The sequence below is a fragment of the Zunongwangia sp. SCSIO 43204 genome (assembly GCF_019904275.1).
In the GTDB taxonomy this organism is placed as follows: domain Bacteria; phylum Bacteroidota; class Bacteroidia; order Flavobacteriales; family Flavobacteriaceae; genus Zunongwangia; species Zunongwangia mangrovi.
In genome coordinates this window covers 4175982-4199921 of sequence record NZ_CP063204.1, presented here as the reverse complement: position 1 = coordinate 4199921, position 23940 = coordinate 4175982, and the positions used below count along the sequence as shown (strand labels likewise).

Sequence of the window (23940 nt, the reverse complement as noted above, 5' to 3'; positions counted from 1 at the left end):
ATGTTATCAATCCAATTTAGAAATGTAATTATTATTCTTTTAATAATTAATTTTAATGTTGTTTATAGCCAACAGTTAGGTTCAGATGTTGCTTTAAATACTACTATAAATGAAGAAAGTAGGTACCGACCTAATTTTCATTTTACACCATTAAAAAGCTGGATGAATGATCCAAATGGAATGTATTTTTATAAAGGAAAATATCATTTGTTTTTTCAGCATTATCCAGAAGGTAATACTTGGGGACCTATGCATTGGGGGCATGCGGTCACGAAAGACCTTTATAATTGGGAGCATAAACCTATCGCTATATATCCTGATGAAAAAGGTTTTATTTTTTCAGGAAGTGCAGTAGTAGATTCCGAAAATACATCTGGATTTGCGAAGAATGGTGAAGTACCCATAATAGCAATGTTCACTTACCATGATGCAGATGCAGAGAAAGAGGGTTTGGAAACTTTTCAGTCTCAGGCAATCGCGTATAGCCTTGATGAAGGTGAGACCTGGGTGAAGTATAAAAATAACCCCGTAATAAATAATCCTGGTATAAGAGATTTTAGAGATCCAAAAATACAGTGGGATAATATTCATCACCAGTGGATTATGGTTTTGTCGGCTAAGAATAAGACACTATTTTATTCTTCCAAAAATCTTAAAGATTGGAAATTAGTCTCAGAGTTCGGAAAGGAAGCTGGGGCTCACGGTGGAGTCTGGGAATGTCCTGATTTTTTTCCAATAAGGGTCGAGGGAAGCAAAGAGACTAAGTGGGTTCTTATTCAAAGTCTTAACCCTGGCGCATTCAACAGTGGTTCGGGTACACAATATTTTGTGGGCGATTTCGATGGTAAAAAGTTTACTCCGGTAGCTAGTCAGAAAGAACTTCCTGAAAACCATTCCTATTGGTTAGATTTTGGTAAAGATAATTATGCGGGAGTTACCTGGTCAAACACTAATTTACCCGAAAATAAGCGCCTTTTTATAGGCTGGATGTCTAACTGGCAGTATGCTGAAAAAGTTCCCACTAGGGGCTGGAGAAGCTCTATGACTATTCCACGTGAACTTTCATTAGTTAAGAAAAGTGATAATACTTATCGTCTGTTTTCGGAACCAGCGAAACAAATAGATGGAATCTCTAAATTGATATATTCTAAAATAACGATAAATAAGTCTCCTGGAAGCAAAATGGTTTTGGCTAACTCAACTGAAGTCGAGATGGATAAATTGCGTTTAAAGTTACAGTTACCTGTTTTGGAAAAGGCTAACTATACTTTCAATTTATCAAATGAAAAAGGGGATTCTCTTAAATTCGGGTATAGTTTTCATGAAAACAGATTTTTCATTGATCGCAGCGATTCTGGAAAAATTGATTTCAGCGAATCCTTTGCTGAGAATATATCTTTCGCTCCTCGATCTGCAAGTGATAATCTAATAGAAGTAGAAATTTTGCTGGATAAAACTTCAATTGAACTTTTTTATGACAATGGCGAGACCGTTATGACAGAAATCTTTTTCCCGAATTCATCCATGTCAAAATTAGATCTATCAAGCTCTATTAACCATTTTAAAATAAAGGATTTTAAAATTTACGAACTACAACTAAACTAATTTATATGAAAATTCGAGTATTACTAAGTATTTTAATTTTTCCGTTGTGGCTTACTGCTCAACAAATAGATGTTTCCGGGACAGTTACATCTGCAGATGATGATATACCTCTTTCTGGTGTTTCAGTATCTGTGAAAGGAACAACTCGAGGAACTGCTACAGATTTTGATGGTAACTATACGATTACTAATGTGGATTCAAATGCAATACTTGTTTTTAGCTACCTAGGATTCACGGCTCAGGAAATTACTTTAAACGGTCGAAACGAAATCGATGTAGAAATGGCTACTGATTCTGAACAATTAGATGCGGTGGTGGTCACGGGTTATCAGAAGGAAAGGAAAAAAGATATTACAGGAGCCGTTTCAGTTGTGGACGTAGACGAAATGAAAAAACAAACGGCAGCCAATCCTATTAAGGCTTTACAGGGTCGCGTACCAGGCATGCTGGTGACAGGAAACGGTGCGCCAAGTTCTCCAACCACAGTTAGAATCCGGGGAATAGGAACTCTTAATAACAATGATCCGCTTTATATTATTGACGGCGTTCCTACTAAAGCCGGAATGCATGAATTAAATCCCAGAGATATTGAGTCAATTCAGGTATTGAAGGATGCATCTGCAGCGAGTATTTATGGTTCTCGTGCTGCAAACGGGGTGATAATCGTTACAACAAAAGATGGGAAAAAGGGACGAGCTAGCTTAAACATTAATGCTTATACCTCAATTTCCCAGTATTCCACTAAAACTGAAATGCTGAATACCCAAGAATACGGTGAAGTTCTCTGGCAGGCATATATCAATAATGGTACAAACCCTAATTCAAACAGTATTCAGTATCGATACGATTGGGGTGTAGAATCCGAAACAGGAAAACCTTTTCTGAAAAAAGTTCTGGTTCCTGAATTTCTCGATAATGAAGGTTCTTTAAGATCTTCAAATACAGATTGGTTTGATGAGATTACTCGGATGGGTGTGATTCAGAATGTTGATATGTCTTTATCTAATGGAAACGATCAGGGGAACTATTATTTCTCATTAGGATATTATGATAATGAGGGAATTATAAAAACAACAAATTTTAATCGACTTTCTGCCCGGATTAATTCCGATTATAAAATTTTTGACGGGAAGGTTACTATAGGAGAAAATTTAAGTGTAACCAAAACCAATGAGGTGGGTGGATCTCCCATAAATGAGGCACTACAGGCGTTACCCATTATTCCTGTAAGAACAGAAGATGGCACCGGCTGGGGTGGTCCTGTTGGTGGTATGAATGACCGCCAAAATCCTGTGAGATTGTTAGAGGATAATAAGCAAAATGATTATGATTTTTTAAGAATCTTCGGAAACTTTTATGCCGAAGGGAATCTTTTCGAACATCTTAATCTCAGAACAAGCATAGGTATTGATTATGGTAATTATTTCGCCAAAAATTTCAGAAAAAGATATGAGTCTGGTTACTTAAATAATCCGGTAAACAGATTACAAACTAATCAAAGTCACAATCTGAAAACCACCTGGACTAACACATTAAATTATGATCATACTTTTGGAGATCATAGTGTAAATGCGTTAATAGGTACAGAACTTTACAGAGAAAAGCTTAATTCTTTTTGGGCATCCCGCGAGGACTTTGTCGTGGAAGATGATGATTTTCTTTACCTCGATGCAGGAACTGGGGAGAAAAACAATAGCGGTAGCGGAGCAGAAAATGTTTTAATGTCATATTTCTCTCGAGTGAACTACTCTTATAAAGATCGTTATCTGGCATCGGGAACATTAAGATATGATGGTTCATCGAGGTTTGGGCAGAACAATAAGTACGGGCTATTTCCAGCTTTTTCATTAGGATGGCGTATAAGCGAAGAAAATTTTATCCAAAAAAACCTAGATTTCCTGGATGACCTTAAATTCCGTTTCGGTTGGGGTGTTACGGGGAATCAGGAAATAGATAACAATGCTATTTATAATATTTATTTAACAGACTATGCCAGCACTTCCTATGACATTAATAGTGTGGGAAGCGGAGTATTGCCTTCCGGATATAAACTGGTTCAAAATGCTAATCCTAACCTGAGATGGGAAGAAAGTACGATGACCAATTTCGGGATCGATTTTGAACTTTTTGATCAAACCCTTTACGGAAGCGCTGAGTATTATGTAAGGGAAACGGAAGATATTTTATTGCTTCCGCCTTATATAGGAGTACTAGGAGAAGGAGGGAACCAGTGGGTTAACGGAGCCTCGATGGAAAATAAAGGTTTTGAAATAGCCCTTGGTACCAGGCTGAATGTGACGGATAATCTGTATATCAATCTAGATGGAAACATTAGTCAGTATAGAAATAAAATCACCAAACTTCCCAATGAAGTAGTAAATGCTTACGGGGGCGATGGTAGAGGACAGAATATCCTGGGCCGGCCAATCAATTCCTTTTTCGGGTATGTTGCTGACGGACTTTTTCGAACCGAAGAAGAAATTACCAGTCATGCCGAACAACCTGGAAAAGGTTTGGGTAGAATTCGCTATGTGGATTTAAATGATGATGGCATAATCAATGATTTTGATCGTACATGGATTGGTGTGCCACACCCAGATTTCACGTATGGTTTAAATGCAAATATCGCTTTTCATCAATTTGATCTTTCCTTTTTATTGCAAGGAGTAGTTGGCGTTGATGTCGTAAATGATTTTAAATACAATACGGATTTCTGGAGCGTATCTGAAACAGGATCTAATAAAGGAGCAAGATTGCTGGATGCCTGGTCACCTGCCAATCCAAATTCAAGTATCCCGGCTATTTCATTAACAGATTCTAATTTTGAATCAAGATTTTCTACTTATTTCATTGAGAATGGTTCTTACTTAAAACTTAGAAATGCCCAGATAGGCTATACGTTTGAACAAAGGATTGTTGAAGATCTTAGTATTCAGTCCTTAAGAATTTATGCAGGAGGAGACAATCTCGCTCTTCTGGCAAAAAGTAGTTCTTTTACAGGGATTGATCCTGAAAATCCCGGCTATGGTTACCCGAATCCTATGATTATAACTGCCGGTCTGAATTTAAAGTTTTAAAATTAAAATATTAAAGAATATGAAAAGATATATTACAAGTTTAGTGCTTTGTTTTCTCTTCTGTACTTCTTGTCAGGATGTGTTGGAAGTAGATCCAAAAGGAGTGTTAAATGAAGGACAGATCACCACACCTGAAGATGCTGAAAAATTTGTTATTGCAGCGTATTCACAATTAGGAAATGACGAAATTAACAGGGCTTTCAGTCTATGGCAATATGGAGATATGCGCGCTGATGACGCTTATAAAGGTGGACGCGATCCAGGAGACGGCCAGGGTTTTCATTTTATGGAAACATTTACCAATGTGCGTCCTGATATGTGGGAAATAGATGGAATGTGGTTTCATTTATATATAGGAGTGCGCCGTGCTAATGATGGTCTTAGAATCCTTCAAAATTTTACTGAAGAAGAATATCCGCAGCTAAAAACGCGTCAGGCAGAATTAAGATTTATTAGGGGGCATTTTTATTTCGAATTAAAAAGACTGTTCAATAGAATTCCATATATCGATGAAAATGTTCCGGCAGCAGATTATAAGCTGATTAGTAATGTGGAATTAACAAGCCAGGAATTATGGGAGAAAATTACGGAAGATTTTGAGTTTGCCGCTGAAAACCTTCCCATGGTGCAAGCACAAGTTGGCCGGGCAGATCAAATTGCCGCATATGCTTACCTGTCAAAAACAAGGTTGTATCAGGCTTTTGAACAGAATGATGAATATCAGGTTACCAATGTAAACAAGGAATTATTACAAAAATCTATAGCAGCGGCAGATAAAGTTTTGTCTTCTAACCACGGTTTAGAACCAGATTTTGCGAATAATTTCCTTTCAGGTTCTTATGAAAATGGAGTGGAATCATTATTTGCTGTTCAGTTTTCTACTAGTGATGGTACAGCAAATGGAAGATTAAATTTCGGTGATATGCTTACCGTACCTCAGGGTCTCGGTTGCTGTGATTTTAAAAAGCCTTCTCAAAACTTAGCCAACGTCTTTAAAACTGACCAAAATGGAATTCCTTATTTGGAAAACTTTAATGCGGAAAATATCAATTTTGACACAGATAATGTGGACCCACGTTTAGATCATACAATCGCCCGTCCTGGTAACCCCTGGAAATATGAAACTGATCTCATTTTTGAGGAAGGCTGGAGCAGAACTCCAGAGATTTACGGTTATTATAATTCCTTAAAAGAAAATGTTCAGTCAGATCAGTATGAGAACGTAGATCCTTTTTACGGAAATTCTAAATTGAGAATAATCCTTCGTTATGCCGAAGTAATGCTTAATAAAGCAGAAGCTTTAATCGAACTAGGGAGAAAAGACGAGGCTTTACTTCTTATTAATGGATTACGAGAAAGGGCATCAAATAGTACCGAAAAATTAGTGGACGCCAATGGGAATTTACTGGCAAATTATAAAGTAGAGCACTATATGCCAGGAGTAAATATAAACTGGTCCCAGGAAAATGCAAGACAGGCGGTTAGGTATGAGAGAAGACTGGAGTTTGCCCTGGAGGGTGAACGTTTCTTCGATTTGGTTCGTTGGGGAGTGGCCGCAGATGTATTGAACAGTTATCTCAATGTTGAACAATCTAGAAAAGATTTTCTTCAGGGAGCTTCTTTTGTAGCTGGAAAACACGAATATCTTCCAATTCCGCAAAATCAGATTTTCTGGAGTGAAGATCGATATGTTCAAAACCCGGGTTATTAATATGAAAAAATTTCCGGTCATAATATTAATTCTTTTTATGAGTAATTCCTTTTTGGGAAGTGCTCAATACGATGAACCATACCGACCACAATATCACTTCAGCCCAGCTTCGGGGTGGATTGGGGATCCAGATGGGTTGATCTTTTATGAAGACAATTATCATCTATTTTGGTGGGGTCATGCCATTTCCGAAGATTTGGTTCACTGGAAACAACTTGAAGATCCAATGAAAGGTGATCCAGGTGATTTCAGCTATTTCTCTGGATCAGTTGTGATTGATAAAATGAATAATTCTGGCTTTGGTGATAATAGTATGATTGCTTTTTATACCAGACATTACGATGGAGATACTTTGCCTGAAGCTCAGGCGATATCGGTAAGCCATGATGGTTTACGCTTTGATTATTATGATAAGAATCCAATTCTGGATATAGATAAGATTTTTTTTCGCGATCCACAGGTATTCTGGCACGAAGAAACCAAAAAATGGATCATGGCTGTTTCATTGCCTGCTGAGCAAACCGTGCAGTTTTACAATTCGGAAGACTTAAAGAATTGGAATTATCTAAGTGAATTTTCAGGTCTCGGAGTACAACATTCCTTCTGGGAGTGCCCTGATATTTTTAAAGTTCCGATTGAGGGGAAAACCAATGAATATCGCTGGGTGCTATTTATTGGGCGGGGGCCTAATCGTGTTCAATATTTTGTTGGAGATTTTGACGGTAAAAGCTTTGAACCCGATGCGAAAACGAGGTCCTTCCTGAATAATGGAATCGGAATCCCTGGGGAGATTATTTCAGATTTTGAGGATAAACAATTTCAGTCAGACTCATTAGAGCGATTAGGATTTTTAGAAAAGCAGTTTGTCGAAGCTAAAAAGTCAAAAAACTGGCAATCAAAAGAATTTACCATTACCAAACCGGCTATTAATTTTTTAATAAGCGGTGAGCATGTTAATAATTCTTTGAACCTGATTATCAATAATAAAATTGTTAGAAAAGCAGTCGGAGAGAACGATAAGATTTTTCGCTGGAAAGGCTGGGATGTTTCAGAATATATAGGAAAGGAAGCTACTATTATTTTTCAGAATAATACTTCTTCATTAGCGGTTGATCATATTATGCTTGCCGATGAACTTTGGGATACCAACCTGGAGCATGCTTTGTGGTTGGATTATGGAAACGATTTTTATGCAGCCAGGACGTGGCGTGATTATGATGGAAGATTAGAAGATAAAATAATGTTAGGCTGGATGGGAAACTGGGAATATGCTAATGAAGTGCCGAGTACATGGGGAAAAGGTTTCGAGTCACTCCCAAGAACCCTGAAACTTCGAGAAAAAGAAAAAGGTTACAGACTGGTTCAGGAAGTCCTTCCGCAATTCATGGAACTACGTTCAGATTCCATTACTCTTCATAATATTAACTTAAAGGAGGAATTAAAACTCGATAAAATTTCAAGTTTTGATAATTCTTATGAAATGGAAATTACAGTAAAACTTCCTGAAAATGGAGAATTGAATATTGAATTGCAGAAAGGGAACGATAGATCTTTAAAACTGTCTTATGATCGAGAGACAAAATTTTTCTCTATTGATAGAAGGAATACCACAAATTCAGACGATTCAGAATTTCTTAAAAAATTCAGCGATGTAATGAAAGCACCGGTTAATACTGATAACGGTAAACTTCAGTTACAAATATTTGTTGATCGCGCTTCCGTAGAAATATTTACAGCTAAAGGAGAAAAAGTATTTAGTGTTCTTTCCTATCCTGGTCCTTCACAAAATATGGCAGCGCTTAGCTCTCCGCAAACAGGAGTAATTATAGAAGAACTAAAAATATGGAAACTGAATTCCATTTGGGATAAAAAAATTAAATAAAACTAACTAAAATGAGAAACATGAATATTATAAAAACGCCTATTTTCAGGTTGTTTAGTGCAATATTGCTCAGCTCCCTATTTTTGTTGACATCTTGCGAAAAAGAAGATGATGGGAATTCGAATTTTGATATCGATGAACCTGTACAATTGATGGCTTTCAATGTTGATGGGATAGATGGTGATATCGATCAGAATGCTGGGACAATTCAATTTCAATTACCATATGGAACATCCTTAAACAGTATCGCACCAGATATTACTCTGCCTGATGGAGCTTCGATTTCCCCCGGGCTGGATGAATCAATTAGTCTTGCCCAGCCGGTCACCTATACCGTGGTTAACGGAAACCTTTATAAGGATTATTCGGTTTCCGCTAAAGTAAATAAGCCAATCTCCAGTTTTGCAATCAATGGAAATCAGGCCTCCATAAATGATAATACCAATTCAATTTCCGTGACTTTGCAAGGCGAAGATGTAGATGTGACCAATTTACAACCGGATATTATCTTAACCGACGGCGTCTCAAGCAACCTTGATTTTAGTTCACCGATGGATTTTTCACAACCGGTGTTCTTAACCGTTACTGGGCAGGGAAGAAGTGAAACTTACACGATTACCGTTTCTACGCCAAATAATAGTTCAAAGATAGCGTTTTTAGGAGTTGCTGCATCAAGATCAGAGATCACCAATCCAGATGAAAAAGCAGCAGGGGATTGGTTTTTCTCAACTTATGCAAATGCAGAATATCTTTCCTTTCAGGATATTAAAAATGGTACAGCCCTTAATTATTCAGTGATCTGGTGGCATTATGATTCCAGTTTGGAATTACCTGGAATTGCGTTGGATGGAGTAGTAACGGAAAAACTTAAAACTTTCTATGCTAATGGCGGAAGAATCCTTTTATCAACCTTTGCTGCTAGATATATGGAAGCGCTGGATTTAGTACCCGATGGAAAAGGACCTAATAATGTATTTGGAGATTTTCTGCCAAATGGTTTTGTGGATGAAAACAATTCCTGGGGTATTTCTTTTAAAACAAGAACAGAGCATCCAATTTTCCAAGGTCTGGAAACTTTCGAGGAAGGAAAGGCTAAATTTCTTGAAAAAGGAACGTTTAGGTTAAATCATACCGCTTGGTGGTTTTTACCTGAATGGGGTGGTTATGGAAACGGTGCTGGCTGGCGTGAACAAACAGGTGGAATAAACCTTGCCAGTGAAGACTGGGATGATACTCTGGATGGACGTGTGGCAATTGCCGAATTTCCTGCAAATAACTCAAATGGAAATGCTATTGTGATTGCCTTTGGAGCCTATGATTGGTTTAATGAAACCAATGCCGACGGAGTTCCAAGTGCACCTAATGGATTTCTTAGCAATATTCAGCAGCTAACCAGAAATTCAATTGATTATTTAGAAACAGACGAACAAAATGATGAAGAGACAAATGAATAATTATATAAGAATAGTCCCTGCACTCCTTTTATTATTGATAACTGGATGCAGTACAGATGATGGGATGGAAGAAATGGATCCAATTCTACCTAATGTAAATGATTTAGGAATTTATCCTCAGCCATCATCAGGGTGGATGGGAGAATCAGATCCATATAACACTAATGGCTGGACGGCAGATGTCATGCCCTATTATGAAAATGGGCAATACCATATGTTCTTTTTACACGATGCACAAAATAAGCCAGCAGGAGAAGGGTTTCACGATATTCACGAATTTGAAACGGATGACTTTGTGAATTATGATTACCAAGGGAGAGCGATTGATTACGGAAATGCCGGACAACCAGATTTTGCTATTGGAACAGGCTCCCTAATAAAATTTAATGATACCTATTATTATTATTATACTGGTCATAATGGAACTTCAGCATTTCTGGAAGAAAATCCCAGAGAAAGTGTCTTATTGGCCACAAGTCAAGATCTTGAACACTGGACTAAACAGGGGGATTTTATAATTACAGCACCAGAAGGATATTACAATTTTGAATTTAGAGATCCTCACGTTCTGTATAATGAGGAAGCTGGAGAGTACTGGATGCTTGTAAGTGCGCAAACCGATGCACGAAAAGCGGTGATTTTATTATTCACCAGTGATGATCCCGCCAAAGGCAATTGGATCGTACAGGATCCACTTTACACCACTACAGATGAAGAAAATTATTTGATGATGGAAGTCCCCGATTTGTTTAAGATGGGCGATTACTGGTATCTAATTTTTTCTGAAAACTGGAAAGATAGAATTACTCATTATCGAGTGGCCACGAGCTCCACTGGACCATGGGAAAAACCGATAAATGATATGGTCGATGGTCAGTACTTTTATGCAGGAAAAACGGTAAGCGATGGAACAGATCGCTACTTGGCAGCTTGGACGGCTAGAAAAAGTCCGGAAGCGAATTCAGGTAACAAAGATTTTGGTGGTAATTTAGTTGTTCATAAACTTAATCAGCGGGCAGATGGTAAACATCTTGCTGTGAGCGTTCCATCTTCGTTTTCATCCGTTTTTACAAGTTCTATAACTCTTGAAATAACAGAAATTACAAGCGGAGTAACAGAAAATGGAAATAATTTTCAGATAAATGCTTCTGAGGGACAGTCAAAAGTCGTTTTTCAGAATATGAATAAGTCTTCAATGATATCAGGAGCAATTTCTATTAGCCAAGAAGCCAATGCCGGGATCTTTTTGGGAGGAAATGAAAATCCATCTGAATCATTCCGTATTCAGATGGAACCCAGAAACAATAAGATTATTGCAATCAATTCCGGAAGATTTGAAAATGTTGTCTATTATAATTTCAATGCGAACACTGAATATAATTTTGAATTAATTATAGATGGCTCGGTTGCTGTTCTATATATAAATGATGAAGTAGCTTTAAGTAGTAGGATTTATAATATCTATGATTCGGGTTGGGGATTCTATGCTGAATTTGATACCGCCGAGTTTAATGAGATTGAGATAAGCCATAAAGATTAAAATATTCTACTATGAATAAAAAACTTATACTTGTTTTAATCATCTTGTGTTCTGCATGCGAAAGTGAAAATGATGATTTAAAAAGTGGTCAGGCATATAATCTTGCCGTGAGCGCATTAAGCTGCAGTTCTCAGTCTGAAGAACTGGATTATCAGGTGTATCCAATGACTAGTGATGGCTATCGAATAGGTGATGTAGCCGCATTTTATGACTCCAATGAAAGCAATTTCAAAATTTATTTTATTAAGGATATTTGGAATGATTCAACAAATGAACGTCATCCCTGGTATGTTTTTGAAACGGATAATATGTATAGTTACACAGAATTTGGTGAGGTTTTACCCTCCAGCTCTGCTCTTTGCGATCAGGATTTTGCCGTGGGTGCAGGAAGTGTGATTGAATTCCAGGGTCAATACTATGCTTTTTATACAGGACATAATCCCAATTCTGGTGGTTGTTCTTCAACTGAAAGAGAAGGAATATTATTAGCTACTTCCAATGATCCAACTAATGGATTTAATAAAGTCCAAAATTTTACAACCATTTACGTTCCCAAAGGATTGGGGTTTGATGAAAATGACAATTTTAGGGATCCCTTTGTTTTCGAGGATGGGGGCAATTTTCATATGCTTGTTTCAGCGCGAAAGAACATCGATGGAATATGGAGGGGGGTGATCATCAACTATCAGTCTTCAGATTTAATGAATTGGAATTACAACGGTGTATTATACGACGGTGGACAAGATAATTTCTGGATGATGGAATGTCCTGAAATATTTACTATAGGAAATAATTATTATCTAATATTTTCTGATCAGGTGGGTAAAAATTTATTGTACAGAAAAAGTACTTCATTGAATGGTAATTGGTCAAAGCCGAGTAAGGAATCCAGATTTGCTGGAAAAGGAGTTTTCGCAGCGAAGTCAGCAGTTGATCAATACGGAGACCGTTATCTATTTGGTTGGAAAAATAATCTCACTGGCGATTCCGATTCTGGAAATTGGAAATGGGCTGGAAATCTTATAACTCACAAAATTTATGCTTTGCCAAATGGAGATTTAGCAGCAACGATTCCCCATACGCTCAAAAATTATTTAGAGACATCAAACTATATTATCGCAAAAGATAGTCAATGGGGTAATGTTACTAAAACCAGCTCTACCAATGAATCTTATCAACTAATAAGTAATGCAAATTTTGATATAGCAAATGTCATTTACGATCCAATTAATGAGGAACGTTTTAAAATTTCAGCAACTATAAGTTTTAATTCATCTAACAAAGATTTTGGATTCATGATTGGAGCTTGTGATGGGTATGAGAATTTCTATAGTTTACGATTTATACCTTCAGAGAATAAATTTAGCTTTAATAAGGAACGTCGCAGTAATTTAACTCCAACCTCTATGGCAGAAAATGACGTTCCAATTGAACTAAAACCTAATACAAATTATGATATTCAAATTGTCATTGAGAACTCCATTTTAGTTGTTTATATCAATGATAAAGCAGCCATTGCGAATCGAATTTATAAATCAACAAATACGCATTGGGGGATTTATAGTGAAAATAGTGATGTAAAGTTTGAAAATATTCAGGTAACTAAATTTTAATAATTTTGATCAAAACAAATAAAATAGCAGTATGCTTCGGGGAGGTTCTATGGGATGTCTTTAAAGATTCAAAGAAAATAGGTGGAGCTCCAATGAATGCTGCTGTCCGAATGGGGGCAGAGGGAATCGACACTTACATGATTAGTGCCGTAGGAGAAGATGAACCAGGTAAAGAAATTTTGAAAAGTCTCAAAAAATTAAAAATCAGAATAGATTCAATAGCTACCAATAGCTACCCTACTGGGGAAGTACTTGTTAATTTAGATGGGCGTGGTTCTGCGACTTATGATATTCTTTATCCTAGAGCTTGGGATAAAATACGTATCACAGAAAAGGAATATCAATTAGTGAGAAGTGCTGATATATTTTTGTATGGAAGTTTAGCATGTCGTGACGAGTTAACCAGAAATAGTCTAGCTTCATTATTAAAAGTAGCTCAGTATAAAGTTTTGGATATTAATTTAAGAGTTCCGTATTATAATTTTGATATAATAAAATTTCTTTTAAAAGAATCAGATTTTATAAAATTTAATGATGATGAACTGTTCGAGATTTCGGAGATAATGGGTTCTCCATTCTTTTCATTGGAGCAAAATATAAAATTTATTCAATCAATTTCGGGTGCAAAGTCAATATGTGTTACCAAAGGAAGACATGGAGCAGTATTACTACATGAGAGTAAATATTATTATAATAGCGGATTTAGAACGGAAGTAAAGGATACAGTTGGGGCAGGTGATTCATTTCTCGCAACGCTTATTGTCCAGCTTTTAGAGAAAAATAAGCCACAAGATGCTATAGATAGGGCTTGTGCAGTAGGAGCCTTAGTAGCAGCTAAGGACGGGGGCAACCCAATACTTTCAACAAGAGAAATTTCAAAATTCATGAATCCAATATCATAGTCGAATTATAATACAAATATTTGTAAACTGAGTTTTTTAAATAATTGAAACAGTCTTTTTTGATGAATGACACTATCCCTCAAAGTGTGTTACATAAATAACAGGGGGTAGACTTTTAAAGGTCTGCCCCATTTTTCATAGATAGTAAGGAACTTTTTTAAATGATGTTCTAGTTCCTAATATGTATCTACCACTTTTTAGTAGCTAATCTTGCAGTCAAGTATAAAAACCTGCCTGCCGCTGGCTGATTGCAGAACTACTTCATCGATATGGAACAACATTTTATTTTAGGTGATTTTTCTAATCTCCCAAGAGGTTCTCCACCAGATTGTTTGTGCTTATGATTTTTTTGATCTCCATAAATTCAAAGAATACAGTTACGTCTTCCCAGTTTCTCCTACAGCTTTTGATGGCATAAGAATTTACTGTACCAGTATTTTCAAAATTTTTCAGGGCGGCATAGGTTCCAAAGGGTTGTTATGCCTGACTACAATATCATCAGTTACCTTTTAGGTAATCCTGGAAATGTCGGAAATAGCAACTTAACATTGTTAATCTACCGTATTTATTCTTCAGTATCACTGTTATTCAAACCCTTAGCATAGGGCGTTACAATGATTTTTTATCCATATAGGGGGGCGTATGAGAACGATCATGAGATTAAAAGATGCATTACGATCTCTGGGGCCTGGATTTTTGATTCTTCAAAGTGGGATTCGCACTTTGAAGAATCAAAACCGTTATGGATGTCCACATTATTAGACTTATGGTTTTAACCATAACCAAGATGTTCATCCAGATCTTTTTCTAGCATTTTTTCACTGCCGGGTTTCTGTAGTTCTTTTAAAAAGCTATTAAGCCCGTTACCGGTTTAAACTAAAAATTCATGTAAAAAAAACTTTTTTTTATTCCTGAGTAAAGTTTATTTGAGAGCAAATACTCTTAATTAAATTAAGGTTTATATTCAGAAGGATTACTACCATACTTTTCTTTAAAAATTTTTCTAAAGTATTTTAAGCTGTTAAAACCTACAGTAAAAGAGGCATCAGTAACCGAGTATTCTTCTCTATAAATTAGATCAGCTGCTTTTTTAAGTTTAATGTCTCTTATTAATTCATTGATATTTAAACCTGTAAGAGCTTTTATTTTTCTATATAGAGGCGTCCGGCTCATGCCAAGTTCTTTCGCAAGAAATGTAGTGTTTATATTTTTTATATTTTCTGGGTTTAAAACTATAGTCTCTATACTTTGGAGAAACTGCTTTTCAGAGTAGATAAGATTGGATGAATTTCTATCGTCTTTTTGTGTTTTTTGATTTTTGTAATTAGTGAAAAGGGAACGTAATTTTTTCCGATTAGCAAGCAGACTACTAACTTGAGCATTTAGTAACTTAGGTTTAAACGGTTTTGTAACATAAAGATCTGCCCCGCCTTTATAGCCAGAACTAATGCTTTCTGTATTTTGTTTGGCCGTAAGTAAAATAACAGGGATGTGGCTGGTTTCTATATTGTCTTTTAATTCCTGACAGAGATCGATACCATTTTTCAATGGCATCATTACATCTGATATAATAATGTCCGGGATATACTTCATTGCTTTTTTCAATCCATCATTACCATTTTCTGAAAAAAGCAAATCGTATTCCTTCTTAAATAAATTTTCCAGAAATAGTCGTATTTCAGGATTATCGTCAATTATCAACATGATATTCCTGTAGAGTACAGTATTGATACTTTTCTCCTGTCTTGTTTCTAAAACTTCATCAAAGTCTTCAATTTGAATATCTCTAATGTAATTGGATGTTTCTTCTAAAACTTCTGTATTTTCTACTATAAATTTCTTTGGAATACATAGTGTAAATTTAGTATTCTGGTCGGGAACACTCGTTACGTTTATTGTTCCCTCATGTAGTTCCGCAAAGCTTTTAGATAGAGCCAAACCAATGCCTGTCCCTAACTTTTTACGCTGGCCTCCTGCACGATAATACCATTCGAAAATATGATTAATCTCTTGCGAGCTGATTCCTTCACCTTGATTTGCAACTCTTATTTTTACCTTTTCATCTTCATAAAAAACTTTTAATTCAACCTCAGAATTTGAAACTGAATATTTCACCGCGTTGGATAATAAATTATTAATGATTATTGCTATTTTTTCGATATCACAATATAAATAGCACTCATTGATAGTATAGGATAGTTTGAGAAGAACCTTTTTTTCATTCGCTAGTGGTTGAAAATTTATTAACCAGCGATTCAATTCGTTTTCAATATTATATGTTCCATAATGAAGTTCACTAAGTCCTTCTTCAGATTTCCGGAATTCCAATAATTTATTGATAGCCTGCTGTAAATTTTTTGCATTTCTCTTTATAAATTTTAGATCTTCTCGAGAATCCTTTTGATTTATTTTTTGCAGTAAATTTTCTATCGGAGCTAATATTAAGGTAAGTGGAGTTTTCAGTTCGTGCGAAAATCCAGTGAAAAATCGTAGTCTTTCTTCGTTTAATTTATGTTCTAGTTGATACCGTTTCTTTTCAAAAGCAATTGAATTTCTCAATTTTAGGCGTTCGCTGTAATATTTTGATATTAAAAAAATTATCAATATTAAAGTAAATAGATATAATATATATGCTGGCCAGGTACTCCAGAAAGGTGGGGTAATAATAATTCCTAGTTGAGCATTTCTAACTGCGTTTATGCCTGATTTACTTTTTACCATTAGTTGATAGTTTCCGGGAGGAACTTTCGTGAAATTTGCAGTGCCGGAACCACTGGCAGATAGCCATACATCATTATCCCTTTAATTTGTAGATAAGCTCTGTATTTTTAACAAATGGAAAACTCATACTATGAAAATCTATAGAAAAGGAATTTTCATTGTAATCTAAGCAGATCTCATTTTCGAAAAGCAAAGATTTATCAAGAATTGCATTTTTAGCTTTTTGGACATTTACTTTTTGATTTAATATTCTTAAGTTTTCAAAATATACTGAGACTTGAGAATCTTCCTGTAGTATTTTTGACGGATCAAAAAAGTTTAATCCATTGTTTCCGCCGATATATATTGTACCATCAGTACTTTTTGTAATTGCCCCTATATTGAACTCCCCATTTTGTAAGTTGGTCAGCGAAGAAATATTTACGACTTCTTTATTTTTTGTGTCATATCTATTAATACCTTTGAAAGTACTCAACCAAATATAGTTATCATTCTCTTTGGTCATTCCTACTATAGAATTATTGCTCAATCCATCTATTTCAGATATTCGTTGAAATTCGTTCGTTAAGGTATTTAAATGTACGAGCCCTTCATATCTTGTTCCCGCATAAATTTCATTATTCCCTATATATAGAACGCTAAATACTATATTACTGGGGAAAGGATATCCCTCGTCTTTTGAATATGTTGTAACACTTTTTTCTTTTACATTATATTTTTTAAGACCTGAACCGTATGTGGCTAACCATAAATTATCATTTTGATCTTGTGCTATATCCCTGATGTCTAATTTTTCAAGAACTTCTATGCGATTAAAAATCTTATTTTTTTCATCATATTTAAACAATCCTCCTCTATTGGTTCCTACCCAAATTTGTTTTTTATGATCCTCAAAAATAACTCTAACATCGCTACCTTCAGAAGGAGCTCCTTGAAGATAGTGCTCAAATTTTCCATTGTAATAGCAATTTAATCCTTCACGATAGGTGCCAATCCATAATCTTCCCTTCGAATCTTCAAGCAAAGATAAAATGTAATCGCTGCTCAAACTGTTTGTATTATTTTTCTTGGAATAATGCTTGTAATTATTCTGTTCTATATCATAATAATCCAGTCCTCCTCCATCGGTACCTATCCAAATATTTCCATTTTTTGCACTGGCAATTGCCCCAATACGATTATGACTAAGACTCCGATCAATACCATTTATATGTTTCCGGATGCCTACTATTTCTCCAGTTGTTTTCGTAAAGCTTATTCCCGTGGGTGTTCCTATCCACATATTCTCCTGTTTATCCAAAAAAAGAACAGACACCGTACGATTATTTATACTTTCGTAACCATCTGAAGGTAAATACCATTGTATTTTTAGTGATTGATTATTGATGAGTTCATCTGTATCTATCAGATTAAGACCTCCGTTACGGGTACCAACCCACATATATCCATTATGATCTTCTTGAAAAGATAATATATCACTATCGCTCAATCCATTTTCAGCATTTTTTCCTTTCTGAATTTTAAGAATTGAATCGTCATTTTTTATAATTACTATTCCGCGCCTTGTCCCAATCCAGATATTTTTTTTCCGATCTAGATACAATGTATTTATTGCTCCTAACTTTAGAAAATCAGTCTCTATCTCGTTAGAATTTAAATTGATTTTATTTAAACCATCATCAAATGTCGAGACAAATAAAAAGTTGTCACGTTGGAGTATTGATGACACTTCCCTGGATGATAATACCTGATTCAAAGAGCGGCTTGTACTCAGTAAATTATTTTCGAGTTGTAATTGTTGAACTCCACCACGGTATATTCCTAAATCTAGGATTTGCGAGTCAGTTTTTTTATGAAGTGCACTAATACTATTTCCTAATATATCAAACTGCTTGGTGTTCAATACGCTTATAGAATCATATTGGATATCATATATATTTAGTCCTCCATCAGTTCCCGCATATAGTTTATTTCCAACAATTTCGATACTTTGTATATAATTATTCGAAATGTAATCATAAAGATTTCCACTTTTAAAAATCTTAAAATTATTTCCATCGTATCTGTTTAAGCCATCATTGGTAGCTATCCATATATAACCTAGAGAATCCTGTTTAATATCATTGATCAGATTACTTGATAATCCATTTTCTGTTGTAATCGTATAGAAGTGAAAGGCAGGAGTATTTTGTGCATGAAATTTTTTAGGAATCAAAAATTGTATTATTAAGAAAATATAAAATAACAAAGTTTTCTGATTATTCATTTAGAATGGTAGTATTTTAATAATTTTTTAAAAATAGACGGCTAAAAGGATGAAATTAACAAAATTAGTCGATTAGCGCCTTGCTTAAAGTCAATTTGTGCCTCATAAAATCCCTTTAAAATTAGGAAAATTGTAACTATAAATAGTAGCGAAATCGTTTTCAATCTTTTTGCTACACAAAACTAACTATTATTTCACTATTAACTAAAATCACAGTATATGTTTAAATTTTTACTAAATCTGGGAAAGTCCAGGATCAACATGATGTTGATATTGCTGTTAACCAGTACTGCAATTTTTGCCCAGCAAATTGAAGTCTCAGGAAAGGTATTTGATGAAACTGGATTGCCTTTACCGGGTGCAACGGTAGTTGTAAAAAATACTTCGAATGGAACAGTAACCGATATGGATGGGAATTTTTCTTTAGAAGTAGATGATCCATCAAGTGCCATACTAGTAGTATCATTTGTAAGTTTTGAAACAAAGGAGATTCCTGTTGGTGATCAAAGTTCATTTGAGATAACACTATTAAGTGACACTGAAGCATTAAATGAAGTAGTTGTTGTAGGTTACGGGGGACAGAAAAGAGCTACACTTACAGGTTCAGTATCTGAGGTTGAAGGAGGAGATCTTGTGAAAAGTCCGCAGCCTAACCTTTCCAATTCATTTTCTGGAAGGATTTCTGGAGTAATTGCAAGCAATCGCGGGGGGGAGCCTGGTTATGATGATTCTAGTATCAGTATTCGAGGTTTAGCTACTACAGGTAATAATGATGTCCTCGTAGTAGTCGATGGAGTGCCAGGACAGGTAGGAGGCCTTTCGAGACTTTCTCCAGAAGAAATTGAAAGCGTAACCGTGCTAAAAGATGCCTCTGCAGCAATTTACGGAAGTCGTGCCGCTAATGGTGTTATTCTTATAACCACTAAAAGAGGAAAAACAAATTCAGCCCCTTCTGTATCTTACAAGTTTGATGTTGGTTTTTCATCTCCTACACGATTACCAGATATGGCTGATGCCTCTACATATGCGCAGATCAGAAATGAAATTGCCTATTACAATAGTCCTAATGATGGATTAAATCAAGTTTACTCTCCTGAAGAGATTAACCTATTCGCTAATGGGAGTGATCCATTAAATTATCCAAATACCGACTGGGCCAATGCAGCACTCAGAGATTATGCTACTCAAACTCAACATAACCTTAATGTGTCAGGTGGATCTGAAAAGGTAAATTATTTCTTTTCTTTAGGGAAAACATCTCAAGAAGGCTTATATAAAAATGGGGCTACCCAATATGATCAGTATAATGTTCGATCGAACTTAGATGTTGATATTTCTGATAGATTAAGCTTAGGCCTTTCGTTGTCCGGTAGAAAAGAAGATAGGCAATTCGCTACAGAAGGTGCTAATTACATATTTAGATCAATTTATAGAGCCTATCCAACAGTAGCTTCTATTTACCCTAATGGATATCCTTCAACCGGGATTGAAAATGCAAATCCGGTTATTATGGCTACTCCTGCGGGAGGAACAAATAATCAACCGAGATATATTTTTAATGGAATTCTTAAAGCCAAATATGAGTTACCATTTTTGGATGGTTTGTCGATAGACGGATTCTTTTCTGTAGATGAATTATCTAGTAGAATAAGAAATTTTAGAACACCTTATACGCTTTATAATTATAATAGAAATACAGAAGAATATAATCCTGTAGTTATTGGAGGTGGACCTGATCAACAAGGCTCTTTAGAAGAAGAACATTTTAGTCAATCTAAGACTGTGGGAAATATCAAGCTTAACTTTAAGAGAAGATTTGGTAGTCATAATATAGATGCATTCATTGGATACGAAAGGAGTGAAAACAAGGATCATACTTTAGGAGCTTCTAGAATTCATTTTCCAACCACTCAAACTCCGGAACTTTCTCAAGGTGGAGGGGCAGCGACTGACAGGGATAATTATGGTAGTAGTTATAATTTTACCAGAGAAAGTTTTCTTTCAAGAATTGCTTATAACTACAGCGAAAAATATCTTGCAGAATTTCAAATGCGTGTAGATGGATCTTCAATATTCCCAGAGGGAAATCGATATGGGGTTTTCCCATCTATATCTGCAGGTTACCGAATAACACAGGAAGATTGGTTTAATGTGGACTTCTTTGATGATCTTAAAATTAGAGCTTCCTATGGAATTTTGGGGAACGATAATGTAGGACAGTTCCAATATTTTGATAATTATGCGATCAATAATAATTATGTAGTTGGTGGAGAGGTCGTGACCGGTATAGATCTAATAAGACTGGCCAATCCAAATATTACCTGGGAAGTTGCGAGAAAGACCGACCTTGGACTGAATTTTAAATGGCTGGATCATTTCAATACAGAGTTTATTTATTTTACTCAGGATCGAACCGATATACTTATCAATCGAAATGCTTCTATTCCAGCAATTACAGGTATTGTGAATCCTTATGGTGGAGATCCTTTAGTACCATCTGAAAATATCGGAGAAGTTAAGAGTCATGGTTTTGAAGCTGTTATCGGTTATGATTTGAAATCTGAAGGTGATTTTAACTTCGGAGTGCAGGGAAATTTTACGTATGCAAAGAATGAAATTGGATTTATTGACGAAGCACCAGGGGTTTTGGATTATCAAAGACAAACAGGACGTCCACTTAATACCTATCTTTTGTATAATGCTATAGGTATTTTCAGAACTGAAGAAGATCTGAATAATTACCCACATGTTGAGGGAGCTAGATTAGGTGATTTAATCTACGAGGATTATGATAATGACGGAGAAATTACTCCAGACGATATGTATAGAAGTGAGTATGGAAATATCCCTCAGATAACATTCGGTCTTGTTCTGGATGCTACTTATAAGAATTTTGATTTCTCAGCAGTTTTTGCTGGCCAGGGTCAAGTAAGGCAATACGTACTTCCAGAATCGGGAACTGTTGGAAACTTTTATAGTAGTTGGGCGAATAATAGATGGTCACCTGAGAATCCAGATGGTAGTTACCCAAGAGTAAGCGAGCGTGCATCATCAGCAGTAAGCGGGGGTAGATTTCGAAATGATTTCTGGCTACGAAATACAGCCTTTGTCCGTCTTAAAAATGTTCAGTTAGGATACACGCTTCCGACGATGTGGACTGATAAATTAGCTATTGGAAATGCTAGGATATATGCTAGCGCTTTTAATCTCTTTACTTTAACAGAAGTAGAAGATTTTGATCCTGAAGGAAGTAGCGAAAGTGGCCAGTTTTATCCACAACAAAGGATTATTAATCTAGGAATTAATGTTCAGTTTTAAAAAAAGGAAATATGAAATTTAATATTATATATACAAAAATACTGTTATTCTCTCTTTTCGGAAGTCTTATTTTGGTTGGATGTCAAGAAGACTATTTAGAGGTAACCCCGACTGATCGCGTGTCTGATGCGGCGATCCTAAATGATTCAACTTTATTTGAAGCCTATGTGATCAATAGATACTTGGGAGTTCGATTGACAGATAAAGAGGGCGATGGAAGTCGACCTGGCTTTGGAAGGGGCTTTGAATATGCAATGTGGAGTTCTTTGACTGATGAATCTATTTATAACAATGATGATAACACCTGGCTAATACAGCAGGGGCAGTTAGCTCCTGAAAATACGGGTATTGCTGGAACAATTTGGGGACGAAGCTATCGTAGTATTAGAGAAGTTAATTATGCCCTAAATAATATAGATAATTTGGCAATGAGCGACTCAAAAAAAGAAGTGCTCACAGCGGAGCTAAAATTTATAAGAGCCTATAGATATCATGATCTTATTAGAAATTACGGAGAAGTAGTACTGATGGAAGATCGTGTAGTAGAACTTGGAGACGATTTAACTGATCCTAGTTTGTTTGAAAAAAGCACAATATCAGAAAGCTTAACATATACTATCAATGAATTGAATGAAGCAATCAATGCTTTACCAGAAAATCATTCAAATAACTGGCAGGAAGGTAGAGCTACTAAAGGTGCGGCTATGGCCCTTAAAGCTAGATTGTTACTATATGCGGCCAGTCCTTTATACAATGGAGAAACCAATGATGCTCAAAAATGGGCAGATGCAGCAAATGCTGCTCAGGAAGTAATGGATCTTGGTTTATATAGTTTATATCCTGATTACCAACAACTTTTTCTTGAATCTGCAGGAAATAGCGAGATAATATTTGCCCGATACTACAATCTTAATGCATTACACACTGCTCTAGAAATTGCTAATGGTCCTAACGGCTATGGAGGCTGGGGTGGTAATGTACCATTACAAAATTTAGTGGATGATTATGAAATGGCAGATGGATCTGAATTTGATTGGAATAACGAATCTCATGCAGAGGAGCCTTACCAGAACAGGGATCCAAGATTTTATCAAACCATATTATATAATGGAGCTGAATATCGAGGAAGGGAAGTAGAAACATTTGTACCCAATGGTTTGGATAGTCCAGATGGTCCTTCCAACTGGAATACCAGTAAATCAGGTTACTATTTGAGAAAATTTATCGATGAAGATCTTCCAATCATTAATCCATGGGGAGTTGCCGGAACACAGGACTGGATTTATATTAGATATGGTGAAATTTTACTGAATTACGCTGAAGCGCAAAATGAAGCAGTCGGTCCAGATGAATCCGTTTATAATGCCCTAAACCTTATTCGGTCTAGAGCCGGTATGCCGAATTTGGAGAGTGGACTAAGTCAAAGTGAGATGCGCGAAAAGATTCGTCACGAAAGAAGAATTGAACTAGCCTTTGAGGAGCACAGATATTATGATGTAAGACGATGGAGGATTGCAGATGAGGTCGAAAATCAACCTGCTCAGGGAATGAGAATTACCAGAACAAACGGAGATTTTAATTACAATACTTTCATCGCACTCGACGGAAAAAGTTTTAATGAGAGAAATTACTGGTTACCTATTCCAAGAAGTGAAATATTAGCTTCAAATAACCAGATAGAACAAAATCCAGGTTATTAATACAATCAAAACCATATTGTCTTCGGGCAATATGGTTTTTAATATTCCATCACTTTGAATCTGAATTTTATTCCTAATAATTCTGGATTACCTACTACCTCTGTAAAAATTTTTATTAAGTATAACCACTTAGGTTCTTTCGCGGAAACAC

At 35.8% G+C, this 23940-nt stretch carries 12 protein-coding genes; 10 read left to right on the top strand and 2 right to left on the bottom strand.

Features of this window, described 5'->3' with window-relative positions:
* Genes INR75_RS18535 through INR75_RS18500 form a run of 8 tightly spaced genes read left to right on the top strand, consistent with a single transcriptional unit; the run spans nucleotide 1 to nucleotide 13784 of the window.
* The gene (locus INR75_RS18535) at nucleotides 1-1605 is read left to right on the top strand and encodes a glycoside hydrolase family 32 protein (protein ID WP_223089985.1); all 1605 of its coding nucleotides are present in this window, start codon (nucleotides 1-3) and stop codon (nucleotides 1603-1605) included.
* A 5-nt stretch (nucleotides 1606-1610) separates the two neighbouring features.
* A complete protein-coding gene (locus tag INR75_RS18530) occupies nucleotides 1611-4682 on the top strand; it encodes a TonB-dependent receptor (RefSeq protein WP_223089984.1) in 3072 nt (1023 codons plus the stop codon).
* Between the two features lie 19 nt (nucleotides 4683-4701).
* Nucleotides 4702-6393 (top strand): RagB/SusD family nutrient uptake outer membrane protein, encoded by a 1692-nt coding sequence (locus INR75_RS18525; protein WP_223089983.1) that lies wholly within the window; start codon nucleotides 4702-4704, stop codon nucleotides 6391-6393.
* Between the two features lie 37 nt (nucleotides 6394-6430).
* Nucleotides 6431-8275: a glycoside hydrolase family 32 protein gene (locus INR75_RS18520; RefSeq protein WP_223089982.1), complete on the top strand. Its 1845-nt coding sequence runs from the start codon at nucleotides 6431-6433 to the stop codon at nucleotides 8273-8275.
* Between the two features lie 20 nt (nucleotides 8276-8295).
* A complete protein-coding gene (locus tag INR75_RS18515; RefSeq protein WP_223089981.1) occupies nucleotides 8296-9729 on the top strand; it encodes a DUF4960 domain-containing protein in 1434 nt (477 codons plus the stop codon).
* Nucleotides 9707-11269, top strand: a complete 1563-nt coding sequence (locus tag INR75_RS18510) for a glycoside hydrolase family 32 protein (RefSeq protein ID WP_223089980.1) — start codon at nucleotides 9707-9709, stop codon at nucleotides 11267-11269. The genes INR75_RS18515 and INR75_RS18510 overlap by 23 nt, the downstream gene beginning before the upstream one ends.
* A gap of 11 nt (nucleotides 11270-11280) precedes the next feature.
* Nucleotides 11281-12882: a glycoside hydrolase family 32 protein gene (locus INR75_RS18505; RefSeq protein ID WP_223089979.1), complete on the top strand. Its 1602-nt coding sequence runs from the start codon at nucleotides 11281-11283 to the stop codon at nucleotides 12880-12882.
* Between the two features lie 5 nt (nucleotides 12883-12887).
* The gene (locus INR75_RS18500; RefSeq protein ID WP_255584589.1) at nucleotides 12888-13784 is read left to right on the top strand and encodes a carbohydrate kinase family protein; all 897 of its coding nucleotides are present in this window, start codon (nucleotides 12888-12890) and stop codon (nucleotides 13782-13784) included.
* Nucleotides 13785-14735: 951 nt separating this feature from the next.
* Here INR75_RS18500 and INR75_RS18495 read toward each other — a convergent pair.
* Both INR75_RS18495 and INR75_RS18490 read right to left on the bottom strand, forming a co-directional pair.
* Nucleotides 14736-16505 (bottom strand): ATP-binding protein, encoded by a 1770-nt coding sequence (locus tag INR75_RS18495; RefSeq protein ID WP_223089978.1) that lies wholly within the window; start codon nucleotides 16503-16505, stop codon nucleotides 14736-14738.
* 73 nt (nucleotides 16506-16578) lie between these two features.
* The gene (locus tag INR75_RS18490) at nucleotides 16579-18771 is read right to left on the bottom strand and encodes a two-component regulator propeller domain-containing protein (RefSeq protein ID WP_223089977.1); all 2193 of its coding nucleotides are present in this window, start codon (nucleotides 18769-18771) and stop codon (nucleotides 16579-16581) included.
* A 219-nt stretch (nucleotides 18772-18990) separates the two neighbouring features.
* Between INR75_RS18490 and INR75_RS18485 the strand changes: the two genes are divergently transcribed.
* Together INR75_RS18485 and INR75_RS18480 are read left to right on the top strand one after the other, a co-directional pair.
* Nucleotides 18991-22089: a TonB-dependent receptor gene (locus tag INR75_RS18485; protein ID WP_092541571.1), complete on the top strand. Its 3099-nt coding sequence runs from the start codon at nucleotides 18991-18993 to the stop codon at nucleotides 22087-22089.
* 11 nt (nucleotides 22090-22100) lie between these two features.
* Nucleotides 22101-23789 (top strand): RagB/SusD family nutrient uptake outer membrane protein, encoded by a 1689-nt coding sequence (locus INR75_RS18480; RefSeq protein ID WP_223089976.1) that lies wholly within the window; start codon nucleotides 22101-22103, stop codon nucleotides 23787-23789.
* Nucleotides 23790-23940: the final 151 nt, after the last annotated feature.